The organism is Marinobacter flavimaris (assembly GCF_045057155.1).
GTDB lineage: Bacteria > Pseudomonadota > Gammaproteobacteria > Pseudomonadales > Oleiphilaceae > Marinobacter > Marinobacter manganoxydans.
This window is the reverse complement of record NZ_CP171359.1, coordinates 2233656-2249235: the sequence shown is the minus strand read 5'-3', so window position 1 is coordinate 2249235 and position 15580 is coordinate 2233656. Positions and strand designations below refer to the sequence as shown.

Sequence of the window (15580 nt, the reverse complement as noted above, 5' to 3'; positions counted from 1 at the left end):
CTTTTCTGGTTCTGATTCTGACGGCTTGCACATCTCCCGCAAGGAATGCCTCCCCGGCACCATTGGCTCGCCAAATTACCCAGTCGCCTTATTGTGGTTTGAGCGGGCCGGGTGTGGCTTATGTGAAATCGTCCGATGAACTCGACAGATTCCTGGGCGTGTCCGGACAGAACCTGACCACAGCGGCGATCAGAAGCGTCAGCTTCGATCGGGAACAGTTGGTGTTTGTGACTCTCGGCCAACAGCCAACGGCCGGTTTCAGTGTTGGGCTGCGGGACGCCAATGCAACTGGTGATACGCTTCTTCTGGACATGGCGGTTATCACGCCTGAGCCCGATGCGATGGTTGCACAGGTTATTACCACACCCTGTGCAGTGCTGGCGGTTTCCAAAGACAAATGGCAAAGACTTGAAGTAACGGGGCTTTCCGATCGACCTCTGATAAAAATCGTCGGGAAGTGAAAGTGGTCGCTGGACAGACAAAACAACCGTTGATCTTTCCTCACGAATCCCTAAGCTATGGCTCAGCTTTTCATATCAATCGCGGAGTCAGTTCCTGCCCATGAGCCAGCAACAATATAACGCCGATGCTATTGAAGTACTGAGCGGCCTGGATCCGGTGCGCAAGCGGCCGGGGATGTATACAGACACCAGTCGGCCCAATCACCTGGCGCAGGAAGTTATCGACAACAGTGTGGATGAGGCGCTGGCAGGGCACGCCAAACGCATCGACGTGGTGTTGTACAGCGATGGCTCGCTGAGCGTTGAAGATGACGGCCGCGGCATGCCCGTGGATTTGCACAAAGAGGAAGGCCTGCCTGGCGTTGAACTGATCCTTACCCGCCTGCACGCCGGCGGCAAATTCTCTCAGGGCAACTACAACTTTTCCGGTGGTCTCCACGGTGTCGGTGTATCCGTAGTCAACGCACTGTCCACCCATCTGGAAGTAACCATCAAGCGCGATGGCCAATTGCACCGGATGACGTTCGCCAATGGCGACAAAGCGTCCGAGCTTGAAGTGATCGATACCGTGGGCAAGCGCAACACCGGTACCCGCCTGAAGTTCAAGCCCGACGTAACCTATTTCGACAGCCCCAATTTTTCCGTTAGCCGGCTCCGCCATAACCTGAGGGCAAAGGCGGTTCTGTGTCCGGGCCTGACGGTTACCTTCCTCCAGGAAAAAACCGGCGAAAAAGACGAATGGTTTTACGAGGACGGGTTGCGGGACTACCTGCGCACGGCCCTGGCCGATATCGAGGTTGTGCCGCTTGAGCCGTTTACCGGCAGCTTTTCCGGAAACAAGGAAGCGGTGGACTGGGCCATCCAGTGGCTGCCCGAGGGCGGCGAAGCGATCATGGAAAGCTACGTAAACCTGATTCCCACGGCCCAGGGCGGCACCCATGTGAACGGGCTGCGTACCGGCCTGCTTGAAGCCATGCGCGAGTTCTGCGAGTTCCGCAACCTGCTACCCCGTGGCGTGAAGCTCTCTCCGGAAGATATCTGGGAACGGGCAGCCTATGTCCTGTCCTTCAAGATGCAGGAGCCCCAGTTCTCAGGGCAGACCAAAGAGCGTCTGTCTTCCCGTGAGGCCGCGGCCTTCATCTCCGGCGTGGTCAAGGATGCCTTCAGCCTTTGGCTCAACCAGCACACCGATGTGGCAGAAGCACTAGCTGAGCTCTTCATCAGCAATGCCCAGCGTCGGCTGCGAGCCAGCAAAAAGGTGGCCCGCAAGAAAGTCACCTCGGGCCCCGCACTCCCGGGTAAGCTGGCGGACTGTTCCGGTGGGGATACCGCCCGGTCCGAGCTGTTCCTGGTAGAAGGTGATTCTGCAGGCGGTTCCGCCAAGCAGGCCCGGGACCGGGAGTTCCAGGCGGTGATGCCGCTTCGGGGGAAAATCCTCAATACCTGGGAGGTTGATTCGGGCGAGATCCTGGCGTCCCAGGAAGTTCACGATATTGCCGTTGCGATTGGTGTAGATCCCGGTTCTGACCAGCTGGATGGCCTTCGGTACAACAAGATCTGCATCCTTGCTGATGCGGACTCGGATGGCCTTCACATTGCCACGCTGCTGTGCGCGTTGTTCGTCAAACACTTCCGCCCTGTGGTTGCCGCCGGCCATGTGTTCGTTGCCATGCCGCCGCTGTATCGGGTAGATCTGGGCAAGGAAACCTTCTACGCCCTGGATGAACATGAAAAGCAGGGCATTATCGACCGTATTGCCGCGGAGAAGCGCAAGGGCAAGATTTCGGTGACCCGCTTCAAGGGTCTGGGTGAGATGAACCCGCTTCAGCTGCGTGAGACCACCATGGCCCCGGACACCCGTCGCCTGGTCATGCTGACCATCGAAGACGGGGATGATACCGATAGCCGGATGGACATGTTGCTGGGCAAGAAGCGCGCATCCGATCGAAGGGCGTGGCTCGAGACCTACGGCAACATGGCGGACATCGAAGTTTAATATTCTATAAGATGCTATAAAAAGCATCCTTTATTCTTTCTCTGTCTTCTGCAAAGTCGTTATCCTGCCAGTTTTCTGATCGGGAAGAACCGTTGATGGACTGGCAGGGCTGGTTTGCGCTGGGCCTCGCAGGCACCGCGTTGATACTGATGAGTGCAGGGCGATTTGCGCCCCATCTGGTGATGATGGGTGTGCTCGTGGTGCTCAGTGCCAGCGGGATTGTGTCCGCGGACCAGGCGCTCGCCGGGTTCAGCAACAGTGGTCTGATCACCGTGGTTGCCATGTTTGTGGTGGCTGCGGGCATTCATCATTCCGGCGGTGTCGATCTGCTGGTGCACCACCTGCTTCGCAATCCCAAGACCGTTCGTTCTGCCCAGGCACGGATTGCCCTCCCGGTATCCCTTCTCAGTGGTTTTCTCAACAACACCCCGGTTGTCGCCACCATGATCCCGGCGGTGCATGCGTGGTCCCGCAAGATCGGTATCTCACCGTCCAAATTGATGATTCCCCTGAGCTACTCCGCCATTCTCGGGGGTACCCTGACACTGATCGGCACCAGCACGAATCTGGTCGTCAACGGCCAGTACCAGCAGCTAACCGGCGAAGAGGGCTTCTCCATTTTCTCGATCACGGCGGTCGGGCTGCCGGTGGCGGTGATCGGCGTGGCCGCTTTGCTGCTTGTTATGCCCCGTGTGCTTCCGGATCGTAAGGATCAGCAGAAATTTGGCTCCATGAGGGAGTTTACCCTGGAGGTCGCGGTGTCGTTTGACGGGCCGCTGGTCGGCAAGACTGTTGGTGAAGCCGGGCTCCGGGAGCTTGAGCGATTGTATCTGGTTGAGATCGAACGCGATGGCAGCGTGGTTACGGCGGTGCCCTCGGAGGAGCGACTCAGGGGTGGCGATCGTCTGGTGTTTGCCGGTGATACCCAGGCCATTTCCGACCTCCTGCGGATAAACGGTATCGTCCCGTCAGTCCATGAAGACGAGCCGAGCTTGAGCAAGGATCGGGCGGAACGGCGTCTGGTTGAAGCGGCATTGTCGCCCCAGTCCGATGTGTTGGGGCTGACCATTCGCGACGCCCGGTTCCGGGACCGTTACGGTGCGGTTGTGCTGGCCGTTGCCAGGGGTGGGGAGCGTGTTTCCGGCAACCTTGGGAATATCCGCCTCAAACCTGGCGATGTGCTGCTTCTCGAGGCCCGCCCCGCGTTTGTCAGCCGACAGCGCTATAACAAGGACTTTCTGCTTATTAATGACCTGGAAACCGAGACACCCCGGCATGACCGGGCGTGGCTGTCCTGGGGAATCCTGTTGGTGCTGGTGGGTCTCGCTGCCTGTGGCACCCTGAGCATGCTTAACGCGGCCCTGCTGGGCGCCGCAGGAATGATTCTGACTGGCTGCTGCTCGGTGGGCCAGGCCCAGAAGTCCGTGGATGTGCCGGTGATCCTTACCATTGCGGCCTCCTTTGCCATGGGCGCGGCTCTGGAACAGACCGGCGCGGCAGGCTTTGTGGCTGCAGGCATCCTTGAATTCAGTCAGGGCGACGTACTGTTAACGATCCTGCTGGTTTATCTCGTGGTGTCGGTCCTGACCGAGGTTATTACCAACAATGCGGCGGCGGTCCTGGTCATTCCCATCGTTCTGTCGATGACGAACAGTATGGGCGTGGCCGCCGAGCCGTTTGTGATTGCGGTGATGATGGCCGCGTCCGCCAGTTTTGCCACGCCGCTGGGGTACCAGACCAACATGATGGTATTCGGGCCTGGTGGTTACCGGTTCAGTGATTTCGTGCGGGTCGGTTTACCCATGAACGTGTTTGTTGGTGCCGTTACCGTTGTGGTTATTGCCGTGGTCTACGACATCACTCCCGGTCTATGAGCGCTGTTCGGTCGGGTTGGCGAGAATGTCGCAGCACAGCACCTGAAGCTTGCCGTCCTGGTAGTACCCCAGTGACAGGGTCACGCACATATAGGCTCCGGTGACGCAAAGGTAGGGGGCGGTTACGTGCAGGCTTTCCGGTTGAGCCAGCGCCTGGCGAAGGAACTGCTGGCGAAACCAGTCGGCGCTGCTGGTGCTCTCCAGGGGTTTGAAACGCGGGTCCATACTGCGTGTGCCCGCATCGGAAACCAGGGTGTCGTCCATCTGAACGCCCTTGTCGTCGACCAGGTAGCAGCGGGAAACGGCTGGGTGGTTCAACAATTCCAGACAGGATTGCTGCATGCTCATCCCGCTGCGAAGCTTCGTGATTGCGTGGTCGAAGAAGCCACTGAAAAAGTCCACCAGTTGCCGGGTCGGATCCAGGGTAACCTGGTTGCGGGTTTTGTATTCCTGCAACAGATGATCGAAATCGGCGGGTGAGTGGGTCAGTTGGTCGAGGTCTGTGCTCGGTCTGCGGAAATAGAAGCCCTGAACGAAATCCACGCCCGCATCGATCGCAATCATTGCCTGATCACGGGTTTCCACGCCTTCCAGAAGAACCAGGCAGCCGGACTGGTGCAGCAGTGACACGATGCCGTTCAGAATCTGGCGAGCCTTGTGATCATCTGTCGCACGGGTAAGCAGTTGTCGATCCAGTTTCACGATGTCGGGTGACAGGTTCCAGATCCGCTCGAAATTGGAGTGGCCGGCACCGAAATCATCAATGGCCGTCAGACAGCCCAGTTTCTTGTAATAGGCAACCGTTTCCCGAAGCCTTTCGGCGTCGTCTGTGGGTTGCTCAACAATTTCCATAACAATCCGGTGTGGAGGTAGGCCGGTTTTGGCCAGAAGCTGTCCGAAGAACGAATCGGCCTGGCTGCCGCTGGTTACCACCTGGGGCGAAACGTTGAGGAACAGCCAGTTCAGCTGATCGCGGATGCCGCTGTAATTGCGTATGTGCAGATAGCGGCACAGGCGGTCAAGGAGAAGGTTCTCCGCCTCGGAAGCCGGTAGCTGGAACAGGTGCAGCGGCAGTACCGCGGAGTTATCCGTATCAAAGGCCCGGATCAGGGCCTCATAGCCGACGATACGTTTGTGTGAAATGCTGTAGATCGGCTGGAGCGCTGTTTTCAACGTCAGTCCGCGAAAATCTGCGGTCCATGTGTCACCGTCCCTGTTCAGCATAGGAGACAACAGGTCCACTTCCGGAGCTGTCAGCTTTTCAGGGAGGCGTCTCGACATAGATGATTCTGGTTGATTTAACGAACGCATCAGTCGCCCCAGTCTGGCGTCTGAACTGTCTTTTATCAGTACAGGTTTCGCCTGAAAAATCGGGAAGTTACTGATAGTTGGAAGGAAGATTGCCAAAAAACCGCGTTTATTACCACTGTTTCATTTAGAAACTGGAAACGGTTTGTATCTTTGAGGGTCTGCAAGGGGAAAGAAGAGAGGGGAGCCCAGCGGTCCGGACGGACCGCCAGAAAATCAGTTATTGCTGGGTACAACCACGCTTTCGTCGAATTCGAGTTCCATGTCCTGTCCTCTCGGTCAATGAGGCCCCAGACGGGGCAATCAAGTATGGGCCAATCTTATCGTTACTATAATTTTGAACAATCCGTAAAACCCCTATGCGACCAAAGGCAAACGCCCGGGCGAATGGTCAGAATTTCTGATGTAGCGCTGCAAAAGATTTTGATTTTTTTCACACAACCAAGTTTCTAGACTTGGCTTCAACGATGTAACCAGGGAACAGGGTGAATTTTCATCATGCAAATCAGGAATACCTCAGCCGACTACGGTCTTGTAACCATCGTGAATCACTGGGTCGTTGCTCTGGCTGTTTTCGGCCTGTTCGGGCTCGGCTTCTGGATGGTGGATTTGTCCTATTACGACGACTGGTATCGCCGCGGTCCGGATATTCATCGCAGCGTTGGCATACTGCTGTTTTTATTGATGCTTTTCAGGGTGGTCTGGAGAGCGGTGAATGTTTCGCCGGATCCGCTGGATGGGCACAAGAGCTGGGAGATTCGAAGCGCCCATGCAGCCCACCTTCTCCTATACGTGCTGATTTTCGTCGCCATGGTCAGCGGCTACCTGATATCGACCGCCGACGGGTCTTCGATCAGCGTGTTCGGCTGGTTTGAAGTGCCATCGGTCACTGGCCAGATAAAGGGAATGGAGGACATCGCCGGAACAGTTCACTATTGGTCCACCTGGGCCATTGTCGGTCTTGCTGCCATTCACGCGGCTGGCGCCTTCAAACATCATCTGCTTGATCGCGACCGCACGTTACGGCGTATGCTAGGGAAGTGACTGGCCGGCCGTTTTTTATCGTTTAACGCCCGGAAGTCGGGCACCAATGCAACAAGGGAGATAACCATGAAAAAAGTTCTGCTTGCCTCGGCCGTGTCGATGGCGCTTGTAGGTGCAGTCAATGCTAACGAACACAGCGGCACCTATGCGTTTGATAAAAAGGGAGCCCATCAGTTCATAACCTTCAAGATTTCTCATCTTGGCTACAGCTGGCTTTACGGCCGATTCAACGACTTCGACGGCGAATTCGTGTACGACGCCGAGAACCCGGAAAACAGCACCGTTAACGTCACCATTGATACCGCGAGCGTGGATTCCAATCACGCCGAGCGGGACAAGCATCTACGAAGTGAAGACTTCCTGTACGTCGACGAGTTTCCTGAGGCTTCCTTCAAGAGCAAGCGCGTTGTTCTGGATGAAGAAGGCGAGGCCGACATCATCGGCGACCTGACCCTCCGTGGTGTGACCAAAGAAGTGACCCTTGACGCGGAAATGCTGGGCCACGGGGAAGACCCGTGGGGTGGCTATCGCATGGGTTTTGAAGCTGAAACCGAGCTTCGCCTCAAGGACTTCGGCATCCCGATGGATCTCGGAAAGACCTCCGAGACCGTCGAGATCATCATTTCTGTCGAGGGTATCCGGCAGTAAAACTGGCTGACCCTGTCAGAGGGGGTTCCGGGCGCAGGCCCGGAACCTCACTTCAGGATTCCCCTCTACGATGCATCATGATTGTCCGTGAATACAAATGCCGCATTCTGGCTGGTTCAGAGCGTGGATTCGCTCTGTGGATGATCTGACGATGACCTGTCTGTTTCACAAGATTTGCACAGGTGCCTTTGGCGCCAGAATTGTCCCGCGAAGATGACCAGCCAGATCAGCAAACCCGCCCAAAGGTAGGGCTCGGGAATCTGGAAGCTGCCGCTGATTGCAAACTCCACGAGGAGCATCAGTGCCACCGCCAGAACCGCATTTACCATGGCTGTCACCATGGCTTGCCCGCAGGCTTTGATGTTGGGTTTCATAGTGTTCCGCTTGTCAGAGAAGTAAAACGGTCTTCTATTCACTTCGACGGAGCATACGGCTCACCTTACGGACTCTCCATGCGGGAATTCCGCTATTGGAATCAGACGTCTGTGCGACACCCCGGCAGTTTTGGCCAATAAATCCGCAGGTTGTTGGTGTATCGGCGCCTTGCTCCATATAATGTGCGCTCCTGCTAACCGGTGATTATTCCGGGGCCAGGGCGTAGCATCACCGACGGTATTCAAATCAGGCAACACAGGCAATCAAAGAGGCATCCATGCCAGAGTTTCAGACAACGGATGAAGGCTTCGAGCGGGTTTCGCTCCGGGATTACACGGAAAAGGCCTATCTCGATTATTCCATGTACGTCATTCTCGACCGGGCACTTCCGAATGTCGGCGATGGCCTGAAACCGGTTCAGCGGCGAATCGTCTATGCCATGTCCGAGTTGGGGCTCAAATCTACCTCGAAGTACAAGAAGTCTGCTCGTACCGTGGGTGATGTGCTGGGTAAATTCCATCCCCATGGCGACAGCGCCTGTTATGAGGCCATGGTGCTCATGGCTCAGCCTTTTTCCTACCGCTACCCTCTTGTAGACGGGCAGGGTAACTGGGGCTCTCCGGACGATCCCAAGTCCTTTGCTGCCATGCGCTATACCGAATCTCGCCTGGCGCCGTTTGCGGAAGTTCTACTGGGAGAGCTGGGGCAGGGAACGGTGGACTGGGTGCCCAACTTTGATGGCACCATGGATGAGCCGTCAGTGCTTCCGGCCCGGTTGCCCCATGTTCTGCTTAATGGCACCACCGGTATCGCCGTTGGTATGGCCACGGATATCCCGCCGCATAACGTTCGGGAAGTCACCGCAGCCTGCATACGCTTGCTGGATCAGCCGGAGTCGACGGTTGATGAACTCTGCGAGCACATCAAGGGCCCGGATTTTCCGACTGAGGCAGAAATCATCACCCCCCGGAAAGACATCCGGCAGATGTACGAAACCGGCCGCGGGTCGCTGCGGATGCGGGCCCGCTGGATCCGCGAGAGTGGTGAGATCGTGGTTACGGATCTGCCGCACCAGGTCTCTGGCAACCGGGTTCTGGAGCAGATTGCCCATCAGATGCAGACCAAGAAGCTACCGATGGTGGCGGACCTTCGTGACGAATCCGATCATGAAAACCCGACCCGCCTGGTGATCGTGCCCCGATCCAACCGGGTTGATCTGGATGGTTTGATGGCGCACCTGTTTGCCAGCACCGATCTGGAGAAAACCTATCGGGTCAACATCAATGTGATCGGCAACGATGGCAGACCGGGCGTGAAGGGATTGCACCAGATCCTTACCGAGTGGCTGACCTTCCGGCGCACCACTGTCATCCGCCGTCTCCAGCACCGCCTGGACAAGGTGCTTGCACGCCTGCACATTCTGGAAGGCCTGTTGATCGCCTATCTCAACATCGATGAGGTGATCGAGATCATTCGCACTGAAGACAAGCCCAAGGCCGAATTGATGGCCAGGTTCGGTCTGTCCCCGGACCAGGCGGAAGCCATCCTCGAACTCAAGTTGCGCCACCTGGCCAAGCTTGAGGAAATGAAAATCCGGGGCGAGCAGGATGAGCTTGCGGCTGAACGGGATGAGCTCCAATCCATTCTGGGTTCCGAGGATCGCCTGCGCGAACTGATCAAGAGCGAGATGGAAGCGGATGCCCAGACCTTTGGCGATGATCGCCGCTCACCGATAGTCGAGCGTGAGGAGGCCAAGGCATTCAGTGAAGTGGACCTGATCTCGAACGACCCCGTTACGGTTGTGCTGTCTGAAAAAGGCTGGGTTCGCGCCGCCAAGGGGCATGACATTGAGCCGGAAGGTCTGAGTTATAAAGCCGGTGACCGTTTCTCCCTCGCGGCCCGGGGACGGAACAACCAACAGGCGATATTCCTGGATTCTACCGGGCGCGCCTATTCCTTGATGGCTCACAGTTTTCCATCTGCCAGAGGCCAGGGTGAGCCGCTGACGGGGCGCATCAACCCGCCCTCCGGTGCCAGCTTCTCAGGCCTGTTGATGGGAGATCCGTCCCGTAAGGCGTTGCTGGTTACCGACGGTGGCTACGGGTTTGTTACATCGCTGAACGACATGATCAGCAAGAACCGCAATGGCAAGGCAGTAGTCAGTGTTCCCAAGGGCGCGAGGATCATGCCTCCACTGACCATACCGACGACCGAGAAAACGCTGTATCTGGGGGCGGTGTCCAACGAGGGACGGATGCTGGTGTTCCCGCTTAGCGAATTGCCGGAACTGGCCAAGGGTAAAGGCAACAAGATCATCAGCATTCCCTCGGCCAGGGTTCAGAGCCGTGAAGAATATGTGGTGGCAGTAGCAGTATTTGCCGAGGATGACCAGCTGGAAATACGGGCCGGCAAGCGCAAGATGGGGTTGCAGTTCGCGGACCTCGAGCACTACCTCGGAGAGCGGGGGCGCCGCGGCCACAAGCTGCCAAGGGGTCTGCAACGGGTTGATGGCATTGACGTGATTCCTTCCGCCGCACGAGCGCAGGAAGAGGCGGGCTCTGACAGCGAGGGTACCGACAGTGAGTGAACTGGTACTGATTAATGTCTCCGGGCGTGACAAGCCCGGCCTGACGTCGGAAATCACCGGCATCATGGGGCGCTATGATGTGCGCATTCTGGATATCGGACAGGCGGTCATCCACGACCACCTGACGTGGGGCATTCTGATCGAGATTCCGGATGAATCCAAATCCTCGCCCGTCATTCGTGACTTGCTGTTCCGGCTACACGCTCTGGATCTGCAGGTCAGGTTTGCGCCGATCACCGTCGAGGAGTACCAATCCTGGGCCGCGGCCCGGAACCGGGCCTGCTACATCGTGACGCTGCTTGCCCGGGATATCAAAGCCGAGCAGATTGCCCGGGTTTCCGCCATCACGGCGCGTCATGGTCTGAACATCGATAACATCTCACGCCTGTCTGCCAGGCCCTCGCTGAATGCCGCAGACAATCGTATCGCCTGTGTCGAGTTCTCGGTAAGAGGCACACCATCAGATCTTGAGAAACTTCGGGCGGATTTCCTGCATATCGCTGGCGAAATGAATGTGGATATCGCCTTCCAGGAAGATTCCATCTTCCGCCGCAATCGTCGGCTGGTGGTCTTTGACATGGATTCCACGTTGATCGAAGCCGAAGTGATCGACGAGCTGGCTGCGGAGGCCGGAGTCGGGGAGCAGGTGGCAGAGATTACCGAAAGGGCCATGCAGGGCGAGCTGGATTTCAGCCAGAGTTTTGCCGAGCGCCTGGCACTTCTGAAAGGCCTGGATGAATCGGTCCTCGAGGGAATCGCCTCACGGTTGCGGATGACCGAGGGTGCAGAACATCTGATCCTCAGTCTCAAGGCGCTGGGATATCGCACCGCAATCCTGTCGGGCGGCTTCACCTACTTTGCGCGCCACCTTCAGCGCAAACTCGGTATCGATTACATCTACGCCAATGAACTCGAAATTGAGGGTGGCAAGGTCACAGGCAAGGTTTCCGGGCAGATTGTCGACGGCAAGCGAAAGGCAGAACTGCTTTTGGAAATCGCCGAGAAAGAGCATATTTCGCGGGAACAGGTTATTGCCGTCGGTGATGGCGCCAATGACCTTCCAATGCTTAGCCAGGCCGGCCTGGGGGTGGCTTTCCGCGCCAAGCCCCTGGTCAAGGAATCAGCGCGCCACGCGATTTCGACGCTGGGGCTGGATGCCATCCTGTACCTGATTGGTTTCCGTGAGAGCGAAACCAATCAGAGTCTGGAAAACGCCGACTTCTGAGCCGTTCAGGCTCAGTTGTCGCCGAAGTCGTAGTTCATTTCAGGTACTGGTGCCTGCAGGTAGTAGCCCTGAATATAGTTCACGCCGGCCTGCCACAGGGTGGCGAGAACGCCGGCATTCTCCACCAGCGGGATGATGGTGAGCTTGCCGCTGGACTGCAGGCTCTTGACCATTTCCTTGACCTGTTCTTTGGCCTCGTCGCTCTTCTGGATTTCTTCCGTGAAGGAGCCATCGATCTTCACATAGTCCGTATCGATGTGTTTCAGGGTGTTGAACGGATTGAGGGCGCAGCCGAACTGGGAGATGGATACCTTGCAGTGAAGCTCGTGAACCGCCTTGGTGAAGTCTTTCGCCTGCTTCATGTAATTGTTGGCATCGCCTTCCCGGATCTGGAAGATCAGGGAATCGCCCGGCAGCCGTGCGGCTTTCAGGGCAACGCTCAGCCAGGGAGTGAAGGTTTTATCCTGCAGCGTTTCGGCCGTCACATTGAGGAACAGGCGGGTATCGTGGCCCCGTGAGCGATGGCTGGACAGCTGTTTGATGGTCTGCAGAATAACCCAGCGGTCGATCTTGATCGCGGTGTCGCTCGGACCTGTTGGCGGCAGGAAGTCATAGGGTGAGACTTCCTCATCGTCCTTGTCGAGCATGCGCACGAAGGCCTCGTAATGTTCCTCGCCTTCGCCACGCAAGTTGATGATTGGCTGGAATAGCAGCCGGAAGCGGTTTTCCTCCAGAGCCTTCTGAATCGCCTCCACTGAATTGCTTTGATCCAGAGTTTCGAAGTCGGCAGGGTTGTAGACCACCACACCGTTGCCCTCGGCATGACCCTCAAGCTTGCGCACTTCCGCCGATGCCGTGTGCGCCCTGGCCATGAGTTCCTCGGCCTTCGGCGAATTCTCCGTAATCGCGGCAACACCGATGCTCACGGTCAGCTGGACCGTGCGGCCATTGATATCAAACAGATGGTCCTCAACCGCCTTGCGGATGCGCTCGGCGTGTCCTGCCATAGTAGATTCATCGCAGGGCTGGCTCAGCAGACTGAAGGCATCATCGCTCAATCGGGCCAGAGTAAGGTCGTCACCGGCTTGCTCCTTGAGCAGGTTTGCCAGGTCGCCAAGCAGCAGGTCGGCGCCGGAAATGCCCACCTGGCCCTTCATGCTCATGAAGTTATCGAGGGCGATGTAGGCGAGTGCACCGGTTTCATTCTTCTTGCCGGCGTTGGCAATTGCTTCAGCGAGTGCATCCATCAGGTACTGACGATTGTACAGCCCGGTCAGAAGGTCCTGGCTGCTGATCTGGCGCAGCTTTTGTTCCAGCTCTGCATCGCTGTGCTCTGGCTGCAGAACGATCTGCGTGCATTCCTCACCGTCGTAGGTGGCGGCCGAGACCGACATGGTCACGTTCAGTTCGTGGTCGTCGCTGCGTCGAGCCGTGCAATTCATGGTCATGCCGTCTTCGCCCTTTTCGGCAAACGACTTCATGAATTCCTTGTACTTCTCCTGGCTTTCCGGGGTGAGGGTGTCCAGCACCGGAACGCAGATGAGATCGTCGATGTCATCGTACCCGAGAAACTCCATGTACGACTGGTTGGCGTAGATGTGCATGCCATCATTGATGTAGGCAATCGCATCCTTGGAGCTTTCCAGCAGCAACTGGCACCGCTGTTCCGCTTCCCGCAGATGGGACTCCAGAACACGGCGCCGGCGACGTTCGTCTAGAGCTGCCAGCTCACGATTGACCTTCAGCACAATAAGATCGGTGTGCTCGAACGACACCGTATCCTGGGCGCCTGCCTTCATCATACCTACTGTGCGCTCCCGGCTTTCTTCTTCAGTCAGGAGAATGAACGGAATGTCCTTGTCCATCCGGCGGATCATGGCGAGGGCGTCGTCGGCCGAAAATTCCTGCTCCAGGTCGCGGGCCAGAAGCAGATCCCAGTTTCCGGCCTTGAGCGTTTCTTCCAGATCTTCTTCCGAGGTGATTCTGTGGGCTCGGGTAGCCTTGCCGGAATTGCGGAGCAGGCTGACCAGCGATTCGGCATCGTTTTGCGATGGATCCAGAATCAGCAGGTGTACGGTCGCGTTCTTTTTCTGCATTCGAAGGGCATCTCGTGATACACGGTTCATTCACTAACGCTGAATGATGCAGGGGTTGCCGATCAATAACAACCCTCTGCGGGCTTCCGGTGTCTCAGTTTGGAGACCTTATAGAGATGGCCAGAGCGAGTCGAATTCGTCCTCGCTGGCTCCGGATGATGCAGGCGGCGCGCCAGCATTCAGCGTTGCCGCGTTCTGCAGCTTGAGTTCGAACTGGCTGATGCTGCCAGTGGAGGACACCTTGCGAGACAACTGCCCCTGATCTTCCCGGCCATCATGGAGCAGGGAGATGCGGCTCCCCGACTGGAATGGCAAGCGAGGCGTGATCAGTGTGGCTGACTGGTTGACCACGCTGATTTCCGGTAATAGGAGGCCGCGCAGGTACTCACTGCTGTTGCCCACTTTCTGGATCAGGCGCACACCGCAGGGTGAAGCGCTCGGTGCGAGCAGCTCAATGCCCACCTGGGTGCCCTGGTTCTTGATCTGTCGAATCCAGCGCACCACTGCCACGCTCCAGGGATGTGAGCTTTGCTCACGAACGCCCAGAACCTCGCCGGCTTGCAATGACGGAGGCACATTGCTTTCCCAGGCAACGCAGTAGCCACCGGGGCTGGTGTTGATCAGGAAAGAGTGGTGTGACTTTGGCCGGTTCCGGTCGGTCGACGGGGCCTGGGAGTTGCCGTAGGAACCCTTGAAGTTGATCGGCGTGTCGCCGGCGTGAAGCCGTTCGTCGCTGGGACTGGCGTCGTGGGCGCCTGACCAGGCGTCCTGCTTCTGGCGCGACGATCTTACGAACAGGTTTTCTTCTTCATGATGGCCGTTGTCGTTGCCATTCACGAATTCCGTAAAGGTTTTCTCACCGGCAATGAAGTAGTGCGCGGCTGTGAGGCCCACGCAGACTTCAAGGGACCCCTGGCTCGCGATACGGTTGAAGTTCCGCTTCGCGAGAATGCCGAGGGCCTGGCTGAGGTGGGTGAGCAGGGTGTCGCTTACCTTTGCCGGCACCTGAAGTTCGTGATCGGTATCTTTGTGCTCGCGACGGGCATGGAGCGTCTCCGACAGCATCGCCGAGAGATCCCGGGTATCAAAGCCGAAGCTGTCGTCACCCGGTTTCTGTTCGAGAAGGCTGCGGTAAACCGGCGGGTTGTCCCGTTCCATGTTGATTACAAACAGGCTGTCGTCCTCAACATCCGGTCCGCACCGGGTATGGTCCGTCCAGGATTCGAAGAGTTCATAGACGTGCAGAAGCTCAGCCTGTCGCAGCTGATTCGGGCGCGCACAGCCGAGCAGGAGGATACGCTTGTAGCTGTCGGCGACCGAGCTGGTGCGGCGATGCTGAAGTGTGTCGTCCTCCACCTGTACTACTGAGAGCTTGTTGCGGTGTGCAAACCGGAATAGACGGTGGCACTCCAGCCAGCTCTGGGCGGGGCTCGGGCAGTAGAGCTGGTGCGATCTCAGAATAGTTGCCGACAGCTCGGAAATGGCCCGGTGTGCGGCTGTGGCAATCTGGCGCCGATTCTTGTCCAGTCCCCCGTTGTCGATAAACTCCAGAACGCACAGCTTGTAGCCGCCGGCCAGATGTAATTGGAGCGCCTGGGACAGATTGGCGATCTTCCTTTGTTTTTCGGGCAGCGCCACGGCAAGACCGAGGTAGTGGCGGGAGAGCTCATTACAGACAAAATGAATCTTTTCCCGAATCAATTCCAGGAACTGCATGCGCTGCTGGGGCGCCAGGAAAAGGTGATTCAGTTCGATAATGGCGTGGTAAAGCTGTCGTGACACCTCGCCGATATTGGCCATCGGCAATTGGTCTATCCAGACCCGGAACGCCTTGGGCGTCGTGTCACAGAACGACAGGCTGGCCGTTTTCTGTTCGGGAACGCGGAGATCAGGTTTCAGGGTCTTACCTTCCATGAATGCATGCCAATGTCTGGACCACAGGTGGTACTCCGGGGTTGGCCCTGCC

The 15580-nt window shown here is 57.3% G+C and carries 11 protein-coding genes; 7 read left to right on the top strand and 4 right to left on the bottom strand.

Features of this window, described 5'->3' with window-relative positions; genetic code table 11:
- Positions 1-122 precede the first annotated feature (122 nt).
- From ACGK9W_RS10505 to ACGK9W_RS10495, 3 genes are all read left to right on the top strand, one after another.
- Positions 123-461: a protease complex subunit PrcB family protein gene (locus tag ACGK9W_RS10505; protein WP_008174084.1), complete on the top strand. Its 339-nt coding sequence runs from the start codon at positions 123-125 to the stop codon at positions 459-461.
- A gap of 100 nt (positions 462-561) precedes the next feature.
- Complete coding sequence (gene parE, locus ACGK9W_RS10500) at positions 562-2457, top strand: DNA topoisomerase IV subunit B (RefSeq protein ID WP_008174087.1); 1896 nt, start codon at positions 562-564, stop codon at positions 2455-2457.
- A gap of 95 nt (positions 2458-2552) precedes the next feature.
- A complete protein-coding gene (locus tag ACGK9W_RS10495) occupies positions 2553-4331 on the top strand; it encodes an SLC13 family permease (protein ID WP_008174090.1) in 1779 nt (592 codons plus the stop codon).
- Here the strand turns inward: ACGK9W_RS10495 and ACGK9W_RS10490 are convergent.
- Complete coding sequence (locus ACGK9W_RS10490; RefSeq protein WP_039882022.1) at positions 4326-5612, bottom strand: EAL domain-containing protein; 1287 nt, start codon at positions 5610-5612, stop codon at positions 4326-4328. The genes ACGK9W_RS10495 and ACGK9W_RS10490 overlap by 6 nt on opposite strands.
- A gap of 525 nt (positions 5613-6137) precedes the next feature.
- Between ACGK9W_RS10490 and ACGK9W_RS10485 the strand changes: the two genes are divergently transcribed.
- Together ACGK9W_RS10485 and ACGK9W_RS10480 are read left to right on the top strand one after the other, a co-directional pair.
- On the top strand, positions 6138-6683 hold the full coding sequence (locus tag ACGK9W_RS10485) for a cytochrome b (RefSeq protein ID WP_104269898.1): 546 nt from the start codon (positions 6138-6140) through the stop codon (positions 6681-6683).
- 66 nt (positions 6684-6749) lie between these two features.
- Complete coding sequence (locus ACGK9W_RS10480) at positions 6750-7331, top strand: YceI family protein (RefSeq protein ID WP_104269899.1); 582 nt, start codon at positions 6750-6752, stop codon at positions 7329-7331.
- A 116-nt stretch (positions 7332-7447) separates the two neighbouring features.
- Here ACGK9W_RS10480 and ACGK9W_RS10475 read toward each other — a convergent pair whose 3' ends face one another.
- Entirely contained in the window at positions 7448-7705 is a 258-nt protein-coding gene (locus tag ACGK9W_RS10475; RefSeq protein ID WP_053112721.1) for a hypothetical protein, read from the bottom strand.
- A gap of 278 nt (positions 7706-7983) precedes the next feature.
- Between ACGK9W_RS10475 and parC the strand changes: the two genes are divergently transcribed.
- Entirely contained in the window at positions 7984-10293 is a 2310-nt protein-coding gene (gene parC, locus ACGK9W_RS10470) for a DNA topoisomerase IV subunit A (protein WP_405420893.1), read from the top strand.
- Complete coding sequence (gene serB, locus ACGK9W_RS10465; protein WP_014577810.1) at positions 10286-11518, top strand: phosphoserine phosphatase SerB; 1233 nt, start codon at positions 10286-10288, stop codon at positions 11516-11518. Before parC ends, serB begins: the two co-directional genes overlap by 8 nt.
- An 11-nt stretch (positions 11519-11529) precedes the next feature.
- Here the strand turns inward: serB and ACGK9W_RS10460 are convergent, their stop codons facing one another.
- Positions 11530-13614 carry an EAL domain-containing protein gene (locus ACGK9W_RS10460; protein WP_273084241.1) on the bottom strand — a complete coding sequence of 695 codons (2085 nt, stop codon included), beginning with the start codon at positions 13612-13614 and terminating at the stop codon, positions 11530-11532.
- A gap of 108 nt (positions 13615-13722) precedes the next feature.
- Entirely contained in the window at positions 13723-15528 is a 1806-nt protein-coding gene (locus tag ACGK9W_RS10455; protein WP_014577808.1) for a hypothetical protein, read from the bottom strand.
- Between the last annotated feature and the right edge of the window lie 52 nt (positions 15529-15580).